The sequence below is a fragment of the Acetobacter lovaniensis genome, assembly GCF_014207635.1.
Classification (GTDB): domain Bacteria; phylum Pseudomonadota; class Alphaproteobacteria; order Acetobacterales; family Acetobacteraceae; genus Acetobacter; species Acetobacter lovaniensis.
In genome coordinates this window covers 51,185-66,703 of sequence record NZ_JACHIE010000003.1, presented here as the reverse complement: position 1 = coordinate 66,703, position 15,519 = coordinate 51,185, and the positions used below count along the sequence as shown (strand labels likewise).

The 15,519-nt window shown below is 59.3% G+C and carries 12 protein-coding genes; 11 read left to right on the top strand and 1 reads right to left on the bottom strand.

Going from position 1 to position 15,519, the window contains the following annotated elements; translation table 11 throughout:
- Positions 1–129: 129 nt before the first annotated feature.
- The 4 genes from HNR55_RS05130 (at position 130) to fusA (ending at position 4,998) form a co-directional block, all read left to right on the top strand.
- A complete protein-coding gene (locus HNR55_RS05130) occupies positions 130–1,872 on the top strand; it encodes an ABCB family ABC transporter ATP-binding protein/permease (RefSeq protein ID WP_184382591.1) in 1,743 nt (580 codons plus the stop codon).
- A gap of 65 nt (positions 1,873–1,937) precedes the next feature.
- Positions 1,938–2,252, top strand: a complete 315-nt coding sequence (locus tag HNR55_RS05125; protein WP_166112305.1) for a hypothetical protein — start codon at positions 1,938–1,940, stop codon at positions 2,250–2,252.
- Between the two features lie 120 nt (positions 2,253–2,372).
- Positions 2,373–2,678, top strand: a complete 306-nt coding sequence (gene rpmB, locus HNR55_RS05120; RefSeq protein ID WP_166112302.1) for a 50S ribosomal protein L28 — start codon at positions 2,373–2,375, stop codon at positions 2,676–2,678.
- Between the two features lie 232 nt (positions 2,679–2,910).
- Positions 2,911–4,998, top strand: coding sequence for an elongation factor G (fusA, locus tag HNR55_RS05115; protein ID WP_166112683.1), 2,088 nt, complete (start codon positions 2,911–2,913; stop codon positions 4,996–4,998).
- 276 nt (positions 4,999–5,274) lie between these two features.
- Here fusA and HNR55_RS05110 read toward each other — a convergent pair whose 3' ends face one another.
- Entirely contained in the window at positions 5,275–8,073 is a 2,799-nt protein-coding gene (locus HNR55_RS05110; RefSeq protein WP_166112298.1) for a phosphoenolpyruvate carboxylase, read from the bottom strand.
- 149 nt (positions 8,074–8,222) lie between these two features.
- On the opposite strand from HNR55_RS05110, the gene HNR55_RS05105 reads away from it, so the two are divergent.
- The 7 genes from HNR55_RS05105 (at position 8,223) to sufU (ending at position 15,499) form a co-directional block, all read left to right on the top strand.
- Positions 8,223–9,521, top strand: coding sequence for a DUF445 domain-containing protein (locus tag HNR55_RS05105; protein WP_166112295.1), 1,299 nt, complete (start codon positions 8,223–8,225; stop codon positions 9,519–9,521).
- Between the two features lie 262 nt (positions 9,522–9,783).
- A complete protein-coding gene (locus tag HNR55_RS05100; protein ID WP_166112292.1) occupies positions 9,784–10,248 on the top strand; it encodes an SUF system Fe-S cluster assembly regulator in 465 nt (154 codons plus the stop codon).
- A 3-nt stretch (positions 10,249–10,251) separates the two neighbouring features.
- The gene (gene sufB / locus HNR55_RS05095; RefSeq protein WP_166112289.1) at positions 10,252–11,736 is read left to right on the top strand and encodes a Fe-S cluster assembly protein SufB; all 1,485 of its coding nucleotides are present in this window, start codon (positions 10,252–10,254) and stop codon (positions 11,734–11,736) included.
- A gap of 13 nt (positions 11,737–11,749) precedes the next feature.
- Positions 11,750–12,520 carry a Fe-S cluster assembly ATPase SufC gene (gene sufC / locus HNR55_RS05090; RefSeq protein WP_086645443.1) on the top strand — a complete coding sequence of 257 codons (771 nt, stop codon included), beginning with the start codon at positions 11,750–11,752 and terminating at the stop codon, positions 12,518–12,520.
- A gap of 17 nt (positions 12,521–12,537) precedes the next feature.
- Entirely contained in the window at positions 12,538–13,797 is a 1,260-nt protein-coding gene (gene sufD / locus HNR55_RS05085; RefSeq protein ID WP_184382585.1) for a Fe-S cluster assembly protein SufD, read from the top strand.
- Entirely contained in the window at positions 13,794–15,047 is a 1,254-nt protein-coding gene (locus HNR55_RS05080; protein WP_166112283.1) for an aminotransferase class V-fold PLP-dependent enzyme, read from the top strand. Before sufD ends, HNR55_RS05080 begins: the two co-directional genes overlap by 4 nt.
- Positions 15,044–15,499 carry a Fe-S cluster assembly sulfur transfer protein SufU gene (sufU, locus tag HNR55_RS05075; protein ID WP_166112281.1) on the top strand — a complete coding sequence of 152 codons (456 nt, stop codon included), beginning with the start codon at positions 15,044–15,046 and terminating at the stop codon, positions 15,497–15,499. The genes HNR55_RS05080 and sufU overlap by 4 nt, the downstream gene beginning before the upstream one ends.
- Positions 15,500–15,519: the final 20 nt, after the last annotated feature.

Genomic DNA, 15,519 nt, shown 5'->3' with positions numbered 1-15,519 from the left:
ATAAAAGGGGCATGGCAAGGTGGCGGGGGGGTTGCAAAAACTGCCTGACGTGCCACATCCGGGGGCATGTCCCCCCGTAGAGCAGTGTCTGGCCCACTCAATAGGCCGGTTTCCTATACTTTTGCCCGTTTGTTGCCCTATCTGTGGCCGCAGGAGAACAAGGCCCTGCGCTGGCGTATGGCGCTGGTGCTGGTTGTTCTTGTGGCCGGGGAACTGGCAACGCTGTCAGTGCCCATTGTGTATAGCAAGGTGGTGGACAGGTTTGTACACCCCGGCAGTCTGGCCATGGCACCGGCGTTACTTATCCTGTGCTACGGTCTGGTGCGCCTTGTGTCCGGTGCGTTGACCAACCTGCGGGATTCCCTGTTCGCGCCCGTGCGCTTCCGTGTGGCGCGGCAGGCGGCCTATCGCAGTTTTGCGCATATGCATAAGCTTTCCCTGCGCTTCCATCTGGACAGACGCACAGGGGGTGTTACGCGCGCCATAGAGCGCGGCACGGAAGCGGTGGAAACGCTTTTGCGCATGCTCATGTCCCTCTCGCCGACAATTTTGCAGGCCCTGCTGGTGATGGGGGTGATCTGGCGGCTGTTCAACTGGACCTATGTGCTCATGATCGCGCTCATGATCACGGCCTATATTGTGTTTACGGTTCGGTTTACCTCGTGGCGGCTGGGTATTCGCCGCCGTATGAACGACACCAACACCGAGGCGTCCGGCCGGGCGCTGGATAGTCTGCTCAATTACGAAACCGTAAAATATTTTGGCAACGAGGAGCATGAGGCCCGGCGGTACGACAACGCGCAGGCCCGGTACGAAAAAGCGGCCATGAAAACCCAGTACTCCCTAGGGGTGCTCAACTTTGGTCAGGCGGCCATTATTGCCATATCTCTTGCCGCAATCATGCTGCTGGGCGGGCATGATGTGGAGGTGGGGCGCATTACGGTGGGTGAGTTTGTCATGGTCAACACCTACCTGCTCCAGCTTTATGGCCCGCTCAATTTTCTGGGTTCCGTGTATTCGGGTATCCGCACCGCTCTGGTCGATCTGGAGCATATGCTCAGCCTGACGGAAGAGGTGGTGGAGGTGGCAGACCCGGCCAGCCCGCTCCCCATTGCCACGCGGCTGGCGGGCTCTGCTCCGGCACAGGTGGCGTTCCGTGATGTGCATTTTGGCTACCGCCCCGAGCGGGAGATCCTGCACGGCGTCAGTTTTGATGTGCAGCCGGGGCACAAGGTGGCTATTGTGGGGAGTACGGGGGCGGGTAAATCCACCATAAGCCGCCTGCTGTTCCGTTTTTACGATACATGGTCCGGGGCGGTCATGGTGGATGGGCATGACGTGCGCTCATACCGTCAGGCGGACCTGCGTGCGGCCATAGGCGTTGTCCCGCAGGATACCGTGCTGTTCAATGACAGCATAGGCTACAACATCGCCTACGGGCGTCTGGGGGCTACTCCCGAACAGGTGGAGGAGGCTGCCCGGCTGGCCCAGATCCATGATTTTATCATGACCCTGCCCGAAGGGTACGAAACACAGGTGGGCGAGCGTGGGCTCAAGCTCTCAGGTGGGGAAAAACAGCGCGTGGCCATAGCCCGCACGATTTTGAAAGACCCACGCGTTCTTGTGCTTGACGAGGCCACCAGCGCGTTGGACACACATACGGAAAAAGAAATTCAGGCAGCGCTTAAAACCGTTTCCGCCCACCGGACAACCCTTGTGATCGCTCACCGGCTCTCCACGATTGTGGATGCGGACGAAATTCTGGTCATGGGGCAGGGGCTGGTTGTGGAGCGTGGCACACATGCGCAGTTGCTGGCGGCACAGGGCCAGTACGCAGCCATGTGGGCCGCGCAGGCCACGGGGGAGAGCTGACCTGCCGATTGTTGCCATCCCGCCGAATCCGGCAGATGCTGCAAAGAACGTTAAGGAGTAAAAACATGGCGGATACCCACGCACACGCCACGACAGGGGCGGAAAATGCAGCACATGCCGGGCAGCGCCCCGAAGTGCCCGAAGACCTTGCCCGCTGCGCAATGGTGATCGAACACGCCATTGACCATTTGCGGAATGAGAAGTTCCCGCCACTGGCTGTGGCCTCGGCATTGCTTGGCGGATCGCTGGGTGTGATGGCCCGCAGCATGGACAAGGAAACCATCCTGCGCATTCTCGACTCTGCCGCGCAAAGCGTGCGTCTGGGTGATGTTCACGCCTCCGTCATGGCCGATGGTGGTGAGGAAAGCGAGAAAGCCTGAGCTTCAACCCTTGACTGAAGGCGATGGCTGATGTCATAAGCCGCGCCAATCCTGAATGTGGTCGCCGGGCGTTTGTCTCGGCCCTCTAGTTCCTTTTTTGTTTAAGACAAGGATGAGACAATGTCCCGTCGTTGCCAGATCACCGGCAAAGGCGTGCTGACCGGAAATAACGTCAGTCATGCCAACAACAAGTCCCGTCGTCGCTTTCTGCCCAACCTGCAGGAAGCGTCTCTGACGTCCGAAATTCTGGGCTCCGCCGTCCATATGCGCGTTAGCGCACGTGGCCTGCGCACCATTGAACACAATGGTGGTCTGGATTCCTTCCTGCTGAGCACGCCTAACCGCAAGCTCCCCACGGAAGCACAGGTCATCAAGCGTCGCGTTCTGCGCGTGCAGGCCAAGAAGCAGGCCGCCGCAGGCGTCTGATTCAGGGCTTTGTCTATTCCGTAGGAACCGGGGTCTGCCACGTTAGGTGACAGAACCCGGTTTCTGCGGTTCAGGCGCCTGCCACTCCTTGTCAGGCGCTTTTGTCTATCGGCCGGTGTCCGGCAGCCAGCTTTCTGAAAGCAATAATTTTCAGAAGGCGTTCAAGGCGTTCGGCGGCCACAGGCGCGAAGGTTTGTTCCTGTCGCGCCTTACCTGTTTTCTGGAGGTTTTCGTGTCCGCCACAACTGATCTGTCCAAGATCCGTAATATCGGTATCACCGCGCACATTGACGCGGGTAAGACAACCACGACCGAACGCATTCTGTACTACACCGGCGTGTCCCACAAGATTGGTGAAGTGCACGAAGGTAACACCACCACAGACTACATGGCCCAGGAACGTGAGCGTGGTATTACCATCACCTCCGCCGCCGTGACCTGTGACTGGAAAGAGCACCGGATCAACATCATCGACACCCCCGGACACATCGACTTCAACATCGAAGTGAACCGCTCGCTGCGCGTGCTCGATGGTGCCGTGTTCATCATTGAAGGTGTTGCCGGTGTTCAGCCGCAGTCTGAAACCAACTGGCGTCTGGCTGACCGTTACAACGTTCCGCGCATCATCTTCATCAACAAGCTCGACCGTACCGGCGCAGACTTCTACCGTGCATTCGACACGCTGAAGGAAAAGCTGGACATCGTTGCTATCCCCCTTCAGCTGCCCATCGGTGTGGAAGACCAGTTCCTCGGCGTTGTCGATCTGGTGGAAATGAAGGCCATCATCTGGGAAGGTGGTGAACTGGGTGCGAAGTTCCACGACGAAGAAATTCCTGCCGACCTGAAGGAAAAGGCTGCCGAAGCACGCCAGAACCTGCTGGACACGGCCCTGGCTGTTGATGAAACCGCCATGGAAGAATACTTCGAAAAGGGTGACGTTTCTGTCGAAACCCTGAAGCGCTGCATCAAAAAAGGCACCATTTCGGGCGAGTTCCGTCCGGTTCTGTGCGGTACGGCCTTCAAGAACAAGGGCGTGCAGCCTCTGCTCGACGGGATTGTTGACTACCTGCCTGCTCCTAACGACGTTGAAGGCATTCGCTGCGCCCCCCCCGAAGGTGAGGACGAAGACGAAGCATCCCAGCCCATTCTGCCGGTTGATCCCGATGGCAAGTTTGCCGGTCTGGCCTTCAAGATCATCAACGACAAGTATGGCACGCTGACCTTTGTGCGCGTCTATCGTGGCGTTCTCAAGACCGGTGACACCGTTCTGAACACCACCAAGGGCCACAAGGAACGTATTGGTCGCATCTATCAGATGCACGCTGACAAGCGCGTGGAACTGAGCGAAGTGCACGCTGGTGATATCGCTGCGTTCGTGGGTCTGAAAGACTCCCAGACGGGTGACACGCTGGCCGATGCTGCCGATCCGGTTGTGCTGGAACGTATGTCCTTCCCGGTTCCGGTTATCGACATTTCCGTCGAACCGAAAACCAAGGACGCAGTGGAAAAGATGACACTGGCCCTGCAGAAGCTGGCTGGTGAAGATCCCTCCCTGCACCTCAAGACCGACCAGGAAACGGGCCAGATCATTCTGTCCGGCATGGGCGAGCTGCATCTGGACATCATCATCGACCGTCTGCGTCGTGAATATGGTGTGGATGCAAACGTGGGTGCGCCGCAGGTTGCATACCGCGAAACCATTTCCAAGCCGCACACGGAAACCTATACCCACAAGAAGCAGTCTGGTGGTTCGGGCCAGTTCGCTGAAGTGAAGATTTCCTTTGAACCGGTTGATCGGAACGCTGGCATTTCGTTCGAGAACAAGGTTGTTGGCGGTACCGTGCCGAAGGAATACATTCCTGCGGTGGAAAAAGGGATCCGCATGCAGTCTTCCACAGGTGTTCTGGCTGGCTTCCCCACGGTTGACTTCAAGTTCACCCTGCTTGACGGCAAATACCATGACGTTGACTCGTCCGCGCTGGCGTTTGAAATCGCTGCGAAGGCCTGCTTCCGTGAAGGTATGAAGAGTGCTGGTCCGGTTATTCTGGAACCGATCATGGACGTGGAAGTGACCACCCCGAACGATCACGTTGGTGACGTGGTGGGCGATCTTAACCGCCGTCGTGGGATGATCCAGAGCCAGGAAACTTCGGGTTCCACGGTTATGGTTCGTGCACATGTGCCGCTGAAGGAAATGTTCGGTTACATTTCCCACCTGCGCTCCATGACCAAGGGCCGTGCGTCCTTTACCATGCAGTTCCATCACTATGATCCGGTGCCGCGTAACGTGGCAGACGAAATCATGGCGCAGTCCCGCTAAGTTTTTCATCCTTCGGGTTGGAAAAACAACAAGGCCGTCTCCCTTCGGGGAGGCGGCTTTTTTGTTGCGCGCGCATTTGGGCAGCACAAAGCTATGCGGCCATAGAGGTTCCAGATTTTGGGAGAAGAAAAGGGGGAACGGGAGCACTGGCTCCGGCTCCCGTTATGGCGGCATCTGAGCGCCGTATGCCCCTCCCGGAGGGGAGGAGGTAGTCTGTGTGTTGGTCAGGTGCTGTGGCGGCAAACGGTGGCGCGTTTGCCGCCCTGATGGGAGTTGTTAGCCAAATTCCCCAATATCATGCATGAGCGCTACGCTGATCTCGCGCATGAGTTCGAACATCTGGCCCATGGGGGCAAAGATGTCGCGGTGTTCGCGCACGTAAATCCCTTCTTCACGCGGGCCGCGTGGCTCGTGGAAGTCCAGATCGGACGGTCCGGTGCCTGTGGGGAAGATGAACTTCATTTCCTTCAGAACCGTAGGGATATCCAGACACAGGATGTGCTGCATCATCATCTCGTGGTTGAAGCCACCACGCGGCATGAAGAAGGGAATACGGCACGCCAGCAGCCAGATGCGCTCGATCAGCATGATCCGTATGGCATGGAGCAGGCGAATACGCGGCTCCGTGCGCGGGGCATGCTGCCATGCTTCGCGCAGGGCCAGATGGTCGGCCTGAATGCGGCGGAACATGGTATGCAGTTCCGCGGAGAGGTTCAGGCCTTCCAGCCCCCCCATAAGGGCCAGAAAAGCTTTCTGGCGTTTGGGAGATGTTTCCTCCGTTGCGCGGTCCAGCCAGAAGCCGGGGTCCAGCAGGCACACAACGCTCTTGAGCACCTTGTCATCCGAGCAGGCAAGGGCATGGCGGGCAAAGTCCAGCGCGCGGTGAAAGCGGGGGCTGGAGGTGTTGAGTGTTTCAAACGTTTCCGGGTGACGCTGGGCAGCAGCCCCCAAACCCTGCAAGGTATTGGCGCACCAGCCAAGTTGCTGGAGAATGGCGTTGTTGGGGATGGCCCGCAACTGGCTGGGGTGCGTGATCCGGCTACGGGTTGCGGCCTCCGCACTTTGCCGTGCGGGTGGGCGGGAGCCGGTGCGGTCAATCAGGGATGGGCCAAAAGCCCCCAGCAGGGCCGCGTAGCCGGGGTCGGCGACCAGACCTTTCATGTTGTCGATCACGCTGGAGAAAAAATCTGCCGAAAAATCCGGATGGTCGTAAATGGGGTCGCTTTTCTGCTGGTCGCTGAGGAACAGGTTTTCCGCAATGGTGGCTATGGTGGCAGTGGCCAGTTCCGGGCTGCCAAACAGCAGGTAGCCATCCCCACCCTGAAAAGCGGTTTCCTCGCGGCAGTGGATGTTCGAGCTTTCAAAGCGCTTCCGCACATGGGCGGGGGAGAGATAGTCCAGCCGGTCTGACATGCGGAAGGGGTGCGCGCCGCGGCCTATGCTTTCGCCGTGCGTGTCAAAGAATACGACCTCAACATCGCTCAGGTCCCAGCGTACCAGCAGGTCATGGATGTGTAGCCGCAGCCGCTCGATCTGGTAGGAGGCCGCAAGCTGGCCAATATAACGCCCGGAATCCGAGTACCCGAACTGGAAGCATATCCGCCCGACGCGGCGGACATAATCGCGCCATAGGGGGGAGCGGAGGGCTTCCTCCACAATATGTTCGCCTTTGACCAGTGCGTCTTCTGTTTCAAACAGCGGCGAAATTTCGATACGGTCGGCGACCCCGAAATAGGTGGCTATCCACAATGCGGTCAGCAGGGTGTAGCCGGTTTCGGTCTCGGCAATCAGGAAGCGGACGGGAGTATCGGAATCCACGTATTTGACAATCTGGGCGATTGTCATCATCAGCCGCCCGGCCGATGAGGGATCGCTGAGCAGGGCGCCAAAGTCCACCGGAACGGGGGTTACGCTTTCCAGAGCCTCATTCACACGGTTGAGCAGGGCGCGGCGCTGGGCCGGATTGGTCGGGTCGTCCAGCAGGTTCAGCTTCTGGCGGACGAAGTTATGGATCTGGCTGGCGTTCAGCCGGACATGGGTATGCGCCAGCCCAAGGCCATGGGCCATAAACCCGGCACGCGCCACCGCAAGGGGGAGTTGGGCGGAAGGGGGGGCACTCTCAATGGCGGTCTGTAAAAGCGCGCTCAGGTCGGATGCGCAGGTCAGCGCTGTTGTGCGGCCATTCACCAGCAGTTCGGCAAAACGGGCTACCGCCTGCCCATCCGTTGCACCGTTAGGGACTGCGCTAATCTGGGCTTTTACGCAGTCTATGGCCTTTTGGAGTGTCTCTGTCAGTTCGGGGGCCAGAACGCCTTCGTGGGCAATCTGGCGTTCGAGCCGCATAAGCTGGAACAGCTTCATGCGCAGGCGCAGGCGCAGGGTATCCCACCAGCCTATGTCCGTGCGGCCATCCGTGTCGTAGCCCACCCAGCTTGTGGCAATGACGGGGCGGGGGGAAAGTGTAGTCCACTCCTGCGGCCAGATATTTTTGGCAGTGGTGAGCAGGGCGGCGTTAAGCTGGTCTATGGCGTCCCGCGCACGGGTAATGGCCTGCACGGCCAGCGTGAACTCTTCCTCCAGCGTCGGGTGTACGCTGCGGCGGTGGGTTGCAAAAAACGGTGCGGTTTCGGGCGGAATATCGAGCGAAGCACTCTGGGCCAGTGCTTCGTACACCGGATTGCTCAGGGCAAAGGTCGGGTGGGCCGTAAACACGGCGGCAAAACGGGTGGAGGAAACAAGCTGGCTATACGCCGCAAAGGAGAGCGTGGGCAGGCTGGCGCAAAGCTGCTCGGCAACATGGCGCAGCTTGTCCTGTGCGGTATCGAGCGTGGCCCCCCCCACATAGCGGTGCAGGCGGCGTGAGCGGCTTAAAAAAGCCTGGTCGCGCAGGGTACGCACCATCTGGGTGACATCTTCAAACGTGATTGCCCCATTTTCCAGAGCGTCACTGAGTCGCAGGGCCGTGCCCATGACGGGGTTGGTGCCTTCCGCCGGGGTGCCGGTGGAGGACATGCTGGCAATGGAGGCGAGCACGCTCCCGATGCGAGGAGGAAGGGCAGAAAAATCCGTGGTCATGGCGCGCTCTATATCCTTGCGGATTAAATCGGAAAAGAAACAAAACGTTAGGGCAACAGTTTGTATGTTAGCTTTTCATGTCTGCTTTCCGTGCGCAACTGCCTCACGCATACTTGGGGTGACGGAGGGGGAGTGCTATTCAAGGTTCCATGACAGCGCATACCGACACGGAAGCAGACATTGCCGCCCGGCAGACACTCCGGCGATACCAGAATGCAGCCACAGGGTTGCTGGTTGCCATGGGGGGGATGACTGCTCTGGGCTATGCCGCCCCGGCTGCGGGCTGGGTAAAGGATGGTTTTTTTCTGGAAATGTTCCGCGCCGGTGCGCGGGCCGGTGTGGTCGGGGGGGTGGCGGACTGGTTTGCGGTCGTGGCTCTGTTCCGCCACCCGCTGGGGCTGCCTATTCCGCACACGGCCATTCTGCCCGCGCAAAAAGACCGCCTTGCCCGCGCCCTTGGGCGATTTGTGGCCAGTCAGGTGTTTACCGCCAGGGAGGTCGAGCGTGTGCTGGCCAGGGTGGATGTGCCGGGCTTTATTGCCAATCTGCTGGAAGACCCCGCAACGCAGGATGCGGTAGTGGGGGCCATGGCGCGTTCCATGCCGCAACTGCTGGACCGGCTGGAAGATGGCAGGGCCAGCAACGCCATAGGCCGGATTATGCCCGGCCTGCTGGGTGGGAGTGACCTGTCCCCTGTTATTGCCAAGGCGTTGCGCAGTCTGGTCGATGATGACCGGCATCAGGAGGTGCTCTCCTACTTCCTCAGCCAGCTCAAGGATGGGCTGAAGGCCAAGGAAGGCGCTCTGCGCGACATGATCGAGGACCGCGTGCGGGAGCAGGGGGGGCGTATTCTGGGCTGGGCCATTGGGGGCTCGATTGCCACCAAGGTGCTGAGTGCCGCAGCACAGGAACTGGACCGAATCGATCCGGAAAATTCCAGCCTGCGCGAAGGCTTTACAAGCTGGGTGAGACTCCAGATCGACCGGATAGAAACAGACCCCGAGCGGGGGCGGGAGTTTACGCAGGCCGTGACCTCCGTACTGTCGCACGAAAGTGTTGTGGGCTGGTGGGGGGATATCTGGCTACGTTTCCGGCGCATGGTGGAAGCTGACGTGGAGGACCCGCAGGGGCGTACGGCCTGCCTGCTGCGGGATGCACTGGCGCGCATGGCGGGCCAGTTGCGGAATGACGAGGTGCTGCGCCAGCGTATTGAGGAACGTGTTGACGGTACCATTGGCAAGGCCCTGCCATTTGTGCGGGACCAGATGGCCGAGTTTATTGCCCGTGTTGTATCGGGCTGGAACGCGGTGGAAATTGCGGAAAAGCTGGAACTGCGTGTTGGCAAGGACCTGCAGTTCATTCGTTTTAACGGCACACTGGTCGGGTTTGCGGTTGGGGCGTTACTGTTTGCCGTTCTCCGGCTGACATTCGGGATCAACGCGCAGTAAGTTTTCTTTTTTGTGCCAGAATCCCCCGGGCGAGGCAAAAGTTGGTCGCATGGCACTTGAGCGGATATGGAAAGGCTGGTGCAGCGGGGATGGGCGTAAGCTTGGCTAAAGGCAGCTCCGCAGGGAACCGCAGATCACATATGCGTTGAAAGGCCGGAGTAGGCTGCCTGTAACAGGACGTTTTGGGTTGACGTTGGCAACGCTTGTCGCCATGTATCCGAAACAGGACCATTCAGGTCTTTAATTAGGTGAAAGCCGGATTATGCTGAAACTTTCCCGTCTGGCGGACTATGCGATCGTCATACTTGTTAAACTGGGGGAACAGGACGGTGTGGTGACATCCCCAGCCCTTGCCGCCATTACGGGTGTGCCTGAACCCACGGTTGCCAAGGTGCTCAAGGTTTTGTCAGCCCATGGTTTTGTGCTTTCCCAGCGTGGCGCAAAAGGGGGGTATCGTCTGGCCCGGTCTCTGGCGGATATGTCTGTTGCCAGTGTGATTGCCGCAGTTGATGGCCAGATTGCCCTGACCGCCTGCGTTGGCGGGCGTGAGTGCGATACCGGCCTGTCCTGCGGTCTGTGTGGTAGTTGGGACGTTATCAACACGGCAATACGCTCAACGCTGGAGGGAATTTCGCTGGAAAGCATGCGCCCCAAGGAAGCATGCTTCCCGGTTCCCTCCCAGATCAACACGCTCAATACGACCCACACGGTACGGGAAGGGGCCTGAACAATGCCAGCAGTCACACAAACACGCGAAGCCGTAGAGAAGCTGGGACAGTCCACGTACAAATGGGGCTTTGAAACCGACATAGAAATGGACATGGCTCCCAAAGGGCTGAATGAGGACATTATCCGTCTGATTTCCAGCCGTAAGGAAGAGCCGGAATGGATGCTGGAATGGCGTCTGGCCGCCTATAAAACATGGCAGGCCATGGAAGAGCCCAAATGGGCCAAGGTCGCCTTTCCTCCCATTGATTATCAGGATGCGCATTATTACGCGGCACCGCGTAAAAAGCCCGGTCCCAGGTCTTTGGACGAAGTGGACCCCGAACTGCTGCGTACCTACGAAAAGCTGGGTATTCCCCTGCACGAGCAGGCTCTGCTGGCCGGGGTGGAAGTGCCCGAGGGCGAGCGCATGCCCGTGGCCGTGGATGCGGTGTTTGACAGTGTTTCCGTTGCCACCACTTTCCGCAAGACGCTGGAGGAAGCGGGGGTAATTTTCTGCCCGATTTCCGAGGCGGTCAGGGAACACCCCGATCTGGTGCGTAAATATCTGGGTACGGTGGTGCCTGCGGGGGACAACTTCTTTTCCGCCCTCAATTCCGCCGTGTTTACGGATGGTTCGTTTGTGTACGTGCCCAAGGGGGTACGCTGCCCCATGGAACTGTCCACCTACTTCCGGATCAATGCGAAAAACACCGGGCAGTTTGAGCGGACACTGATTGTGGTGGAGGAAGGGGGTTCCGTTTCCTACCTTGAGGGCTGCACGGCCCCCATGCGTGATGAAAACCAGCTCCATGCCGCTGTGGTTGAACTGGTGGCCATGGATGATGCCTCCATCAAATATTCCACGGTGCAGAACTGGTACCCCGGCGATGAGAACGGGCGTGGCGGGATTTATAACTTTGTAACCAAGCGCGGCGCATGCCGCGGGGCACGCTCCAAAATATCCTGGACGCAGGTGGAAACCGGCTCGGCCATTACGTGGAAGTATCCTTCCTGCATTCTGCAGGGGGAAGGCTCGGTGGGTGAGTTCTACTCCGTGGCGGTCACCAACAACCACCAGCAGGCCGACACCGGCACCAAGATGATCCACCTTGGCCGCAACACGCGCTCCACCATTATTGCCAAGACTATCAGTGCTGGCCGTTCGGACAGCACGTATCGTGGTCTGGTGCGGGTGCAGCCCAAGGCCTCTGGCGCACGCAACTTCACCCAGTGCGACAGCCTGCTGATCGGTGACCAGTGCGGGGCGCATACCGTGCCGTATATTGAAAGCCGCAACATGCATGCGCGCATCGAGCACGAAGCAACAACATCCAAGATTTCAGAAGACCAACTGTTTTACTGCCGCCAGCGTGGCCTGTCCGAGGAAGACGCGGTCGGCCTGATCGTAAACGGTTTCTGCCGTGACGTTCTGAAGGAACTGCCCATGGAATTTGCCGTGGAAGCGCAAAAACTGTTGCAGATCAGCCTTGAAGGCAGCGTGGGTTAAGGGAGAGCAGAGTATGAGCCAGTTTTTGGAAATTTCCGGCCTGTGCGCGCAGATTGATGCGGATGGACAGAAAAAGCAGATTCTGCGTGGTGTGGATCTGAGCATCCCGCCGGGTGAAGTGCATGTGATCATGGGGCCAAACGGCTCGGGCAAATCCACGCTCTCCTACGTTCTGGCCGGGCGGGAGGAGTACGAGGTAACAGCCGGTACCGCCACCTTCCACGGGCAGGACCTGCTGGCCATGGAACCGGAAGAGCGCGCTGCGGCGGGCCTGTTTCTGGCGTTCCAGTCCCCTATCGAGCTGCCCGGCGTTAACAATGCCAACTTCCTGCGCACCGCGGTTAATGCCGTGCGGCGTGCTCGCGGGCAGGACGAGCTGGATGCCGTGGCGTTCTTGAAAATGGCGCGCGAGGCGGCCAAAGCCCTTTCCATGGCGCCGGACATGCTCAAGCGTAATGTGAATGTCGGCTTTTCGGGGGGTGAGAAAAAACGCAACGAAGTGTTGCAGATGACCCTGCTCCAGCCAACCTTTGCCATTCTGGATGAAACAGATAGCGGGCTGGACGTGGATGCCCTGCGCATTGTGGCAGAAGGGGTGAACCGCCTGCGCGCGCCCACCTTCTCGGCGCTGGTTATTACCCATCATCAGAAGCTGCTGGATTATCTGGTGCCAGACCGTATTCACGTTATGGCCCGTGGGCGGATCATCCTGTCCGGTGGGCCGGAACTGGCCCGCCAGATTGACCAGGAAGGCTACACCAAGTTTCTGGCGGAGGTGGCGTGAACGCACTCAGCAAAGATATGTCTGGCCCGTTAGCGCTCTTTGCAAACAGGCTGAACACCCTTGCCGGGGCAGAGCGGCAATCTGCCGCCGGGGCTCTGGCCAGAACAGGCCTGCCCGACCGTAAGGTAGAGGCATGGCACTACACAACCCTGCGCGCTTTGGGCAAGCAGGACTATGCTGCCCCCCCCATGCAGGTGGAGGCCAGCACGGTCCGCTCCCTGCTGGACGGGGTCTTGCAGGCCCACCCCGCCATGGCAGCCCTGCCACGGGTGGTGTTTGTCAATGGTCGGCATGCGCCCGCCTTCAGTGCGCTGCCCGATGATGTTGATCTGTCCTTTTTTGCGGACGATCCCCAGTTTGGCCAGCAGGCCGCCCCCGACCGGGACCCGCTGGTAGCCCTGAACACCGCATTGGCAGAGGATGGTCTGGTGCTGCGTGTGCCCGCAGGGGTGGATGCGGGGCATGTCATGCTTATCTCCCTTGGCGTTGCAGGGGTGGACCCGCTTTCTTTCCACCCACGGCATACGGTTGTGGTGGAAAAGGAAGCTCATCTGCGGCTGATCTGCGTGCAGGCGGGGCAGGGGGCGTATTTTCATAACCCTGTTACGGATATTCAGGTCGAAGATGGCGCAACGCTGGAACACCTGACCTTGCAGACCGAAGGCGCACAGGCTGTCAGCCTTGGCACCCTGTATGCCCATGTTGGCCAGCAGAGCGTGTATGACAGCTTTGTGCTGGGGCTGGGCGGCCAGCTTGTGCGGCACGAGGTACATGCCCGTCTGGCGGCAACCCGTGGTGTTGTGCATGTGAATGGCGCGCAGCGTCTGGCCGGGCAGCAGGTGGGGGATATTACCAGCGTTATTACCCACGCGGCATCGGACTGCACATCGCGCCAGACGGTGCGTAATGTGCTGGATGGTCATGCGCGCGGTGTTTTCCAGGGCAAGGTGCTGGTCGAGCGCATTGCCCAGAAGACCGATGGCTACCAGATGAATCAGGCTCTGCTGCTCTCCCCCGAAGCGGAAATAGACGCCAAGCCTGAACTCGAAATCTATGCTGATGATGTGCGGTGCAGCCACGGCGCGACTGTTGGTGCACTGGATGATGACCAGCTTTTTTATCTGCGCAGCCGTGGCATTCCCGAGCAGGAAGCCCGCCAGATGCTGATTGATGCCTTTCTGGACGAGGCCATCGCCCTTGTGGAAGACGCAACGGCACAGACCTTCTGCCGTGCGGTTATGGCAGCGCGGTTTGCAGGTAAGGGAGAAAGCGCATGAGCACGCATACCTCCACAACCCACGCGCACGCACAGCTGGACGTGCAGGCCATTCGCCAGCAGTTCCCCATTCTGGGGGAAAAGGTGCATGACCGCCCGCTGGTTTTTCTCGATAGTGCTGCTTCGGCCCAAAAGCCCAATGCGGTGATCGACAGCATGGCCAGCACCATGCGGCACCAGTATGCCAACATCCACCGTGGCCTGCACTGGATGAGCGAACGCACGACCGAAGCGTATGAAGGTGTGCGTGATCTGGTGGCCGACTTCCTCAACGCGCCTTCGCGCGAGGAAATCGTGTTTACCCGCAACAGCACCGAAGCCATCAATCTGGTGGCCCATTCCTTTGGTGCGCTTCTTAAACCCGGTCAGGCGGTTCTGATCTCCCAGATGGAGCATCACGCCAACCTTGTGCCATGGCAGATGCTCCGTGACCGGGCCGGTATTGACCTGCGCGTTGCTCCGATCACCGATGACGGTGATCTGGACATGGACGCGTACACGGCCCTGCTGGCAGATGGCAAGGTTGCTCTTGTGTCCATGACCCACATGTCCAATGTGCTGGGCACCATAACGCCAGCAAAGCAGATAGCGGACATAGCCCATGCCGCTGGTGCGCTGGTGCTGTTTGATGGCAGCCAGTCCGTTGTGCACCACAAAACGGATGTGCAGGAACTGGGGGCGGATTTTTACACCTTTACCGGCCACAAGCTGTACGGGCCTACCGGCATTGGTGTTCTGTGGGCGCGGCGTGACCTGCTGGAGCAGATGCCGCCGTTCCTTGGTGGGGGGGATATGATCTCCACCGTCACGTTTGAACGTTCCACATGGGCCAATATTCCCCACAAGTTTGAGGCAGGAACCCCGGCAATTGTGGAAACCATTGGTCTGGGCGCTGCCATAGACTGGGTGAGCAAGATCGGGTTTGACGCCATTGCCGCGCACGAGGCGGAACTGACCGCCCATGCCCTCACGCGGCTTGCGACAGTACCGGGCCTGAGCATTGTGGGTCATCCGCGTGTGCGGGGTGGGGTGGTGTCCTTCACCATGGCTGATGTGCACCCGCATGATATTGCCACCCTGCTGGACCGCAACGGCATTGCCATACGGGCCGGGCACCATTGCGCCGAACCGCTGATGCGCCGTCTGGGCCTGAGTGCCACAGCCCGTGCCAGTTTCGGGATTTACACCCAGAAGGAAGAAATAGACGTGCTGGCGGATACACTGGTGCGGATACGGGACTTTTTTGTGTGAACACCACCGCAGAGCGTGATGCCCTGTATGACAGGCTGATTGTGGAGCGTGCCCGCGCTCCCCTTTACGCTGGTCGGCTGAGCGCACCCGATGTGCAGGGTGATGGCCGTAACCCGCTATGCGGGGACAAAACGCATCTGGATATTGTGCTCAACGGGCACCATATTCAGGACATCAGGCACAACACGCGTGGGTGCGCCATTTGTGCCGCCGCTGCGGACCTTATGGCCGAGCATGTGCGTGGGAACACCGTTGCTCAGGCACTTGCGGTGTCAGACCGTTTCAGGGCCATGCTGGTAGGCTCGCCATCGCTTCCGGTGGTGGAGGCCCAGCCAGTCCCTTTGGGCGCGCTGGAGGTTTTTGCTCCATTGCAGTCCCATAAAGCAAGAATACGCTGCGCAGAACTGCCTTGGATTGCGCTGAAGGAGGCTTTTTCTCATGTCGATGGTTGAAGAAGGCGTTCAGGCGCAAA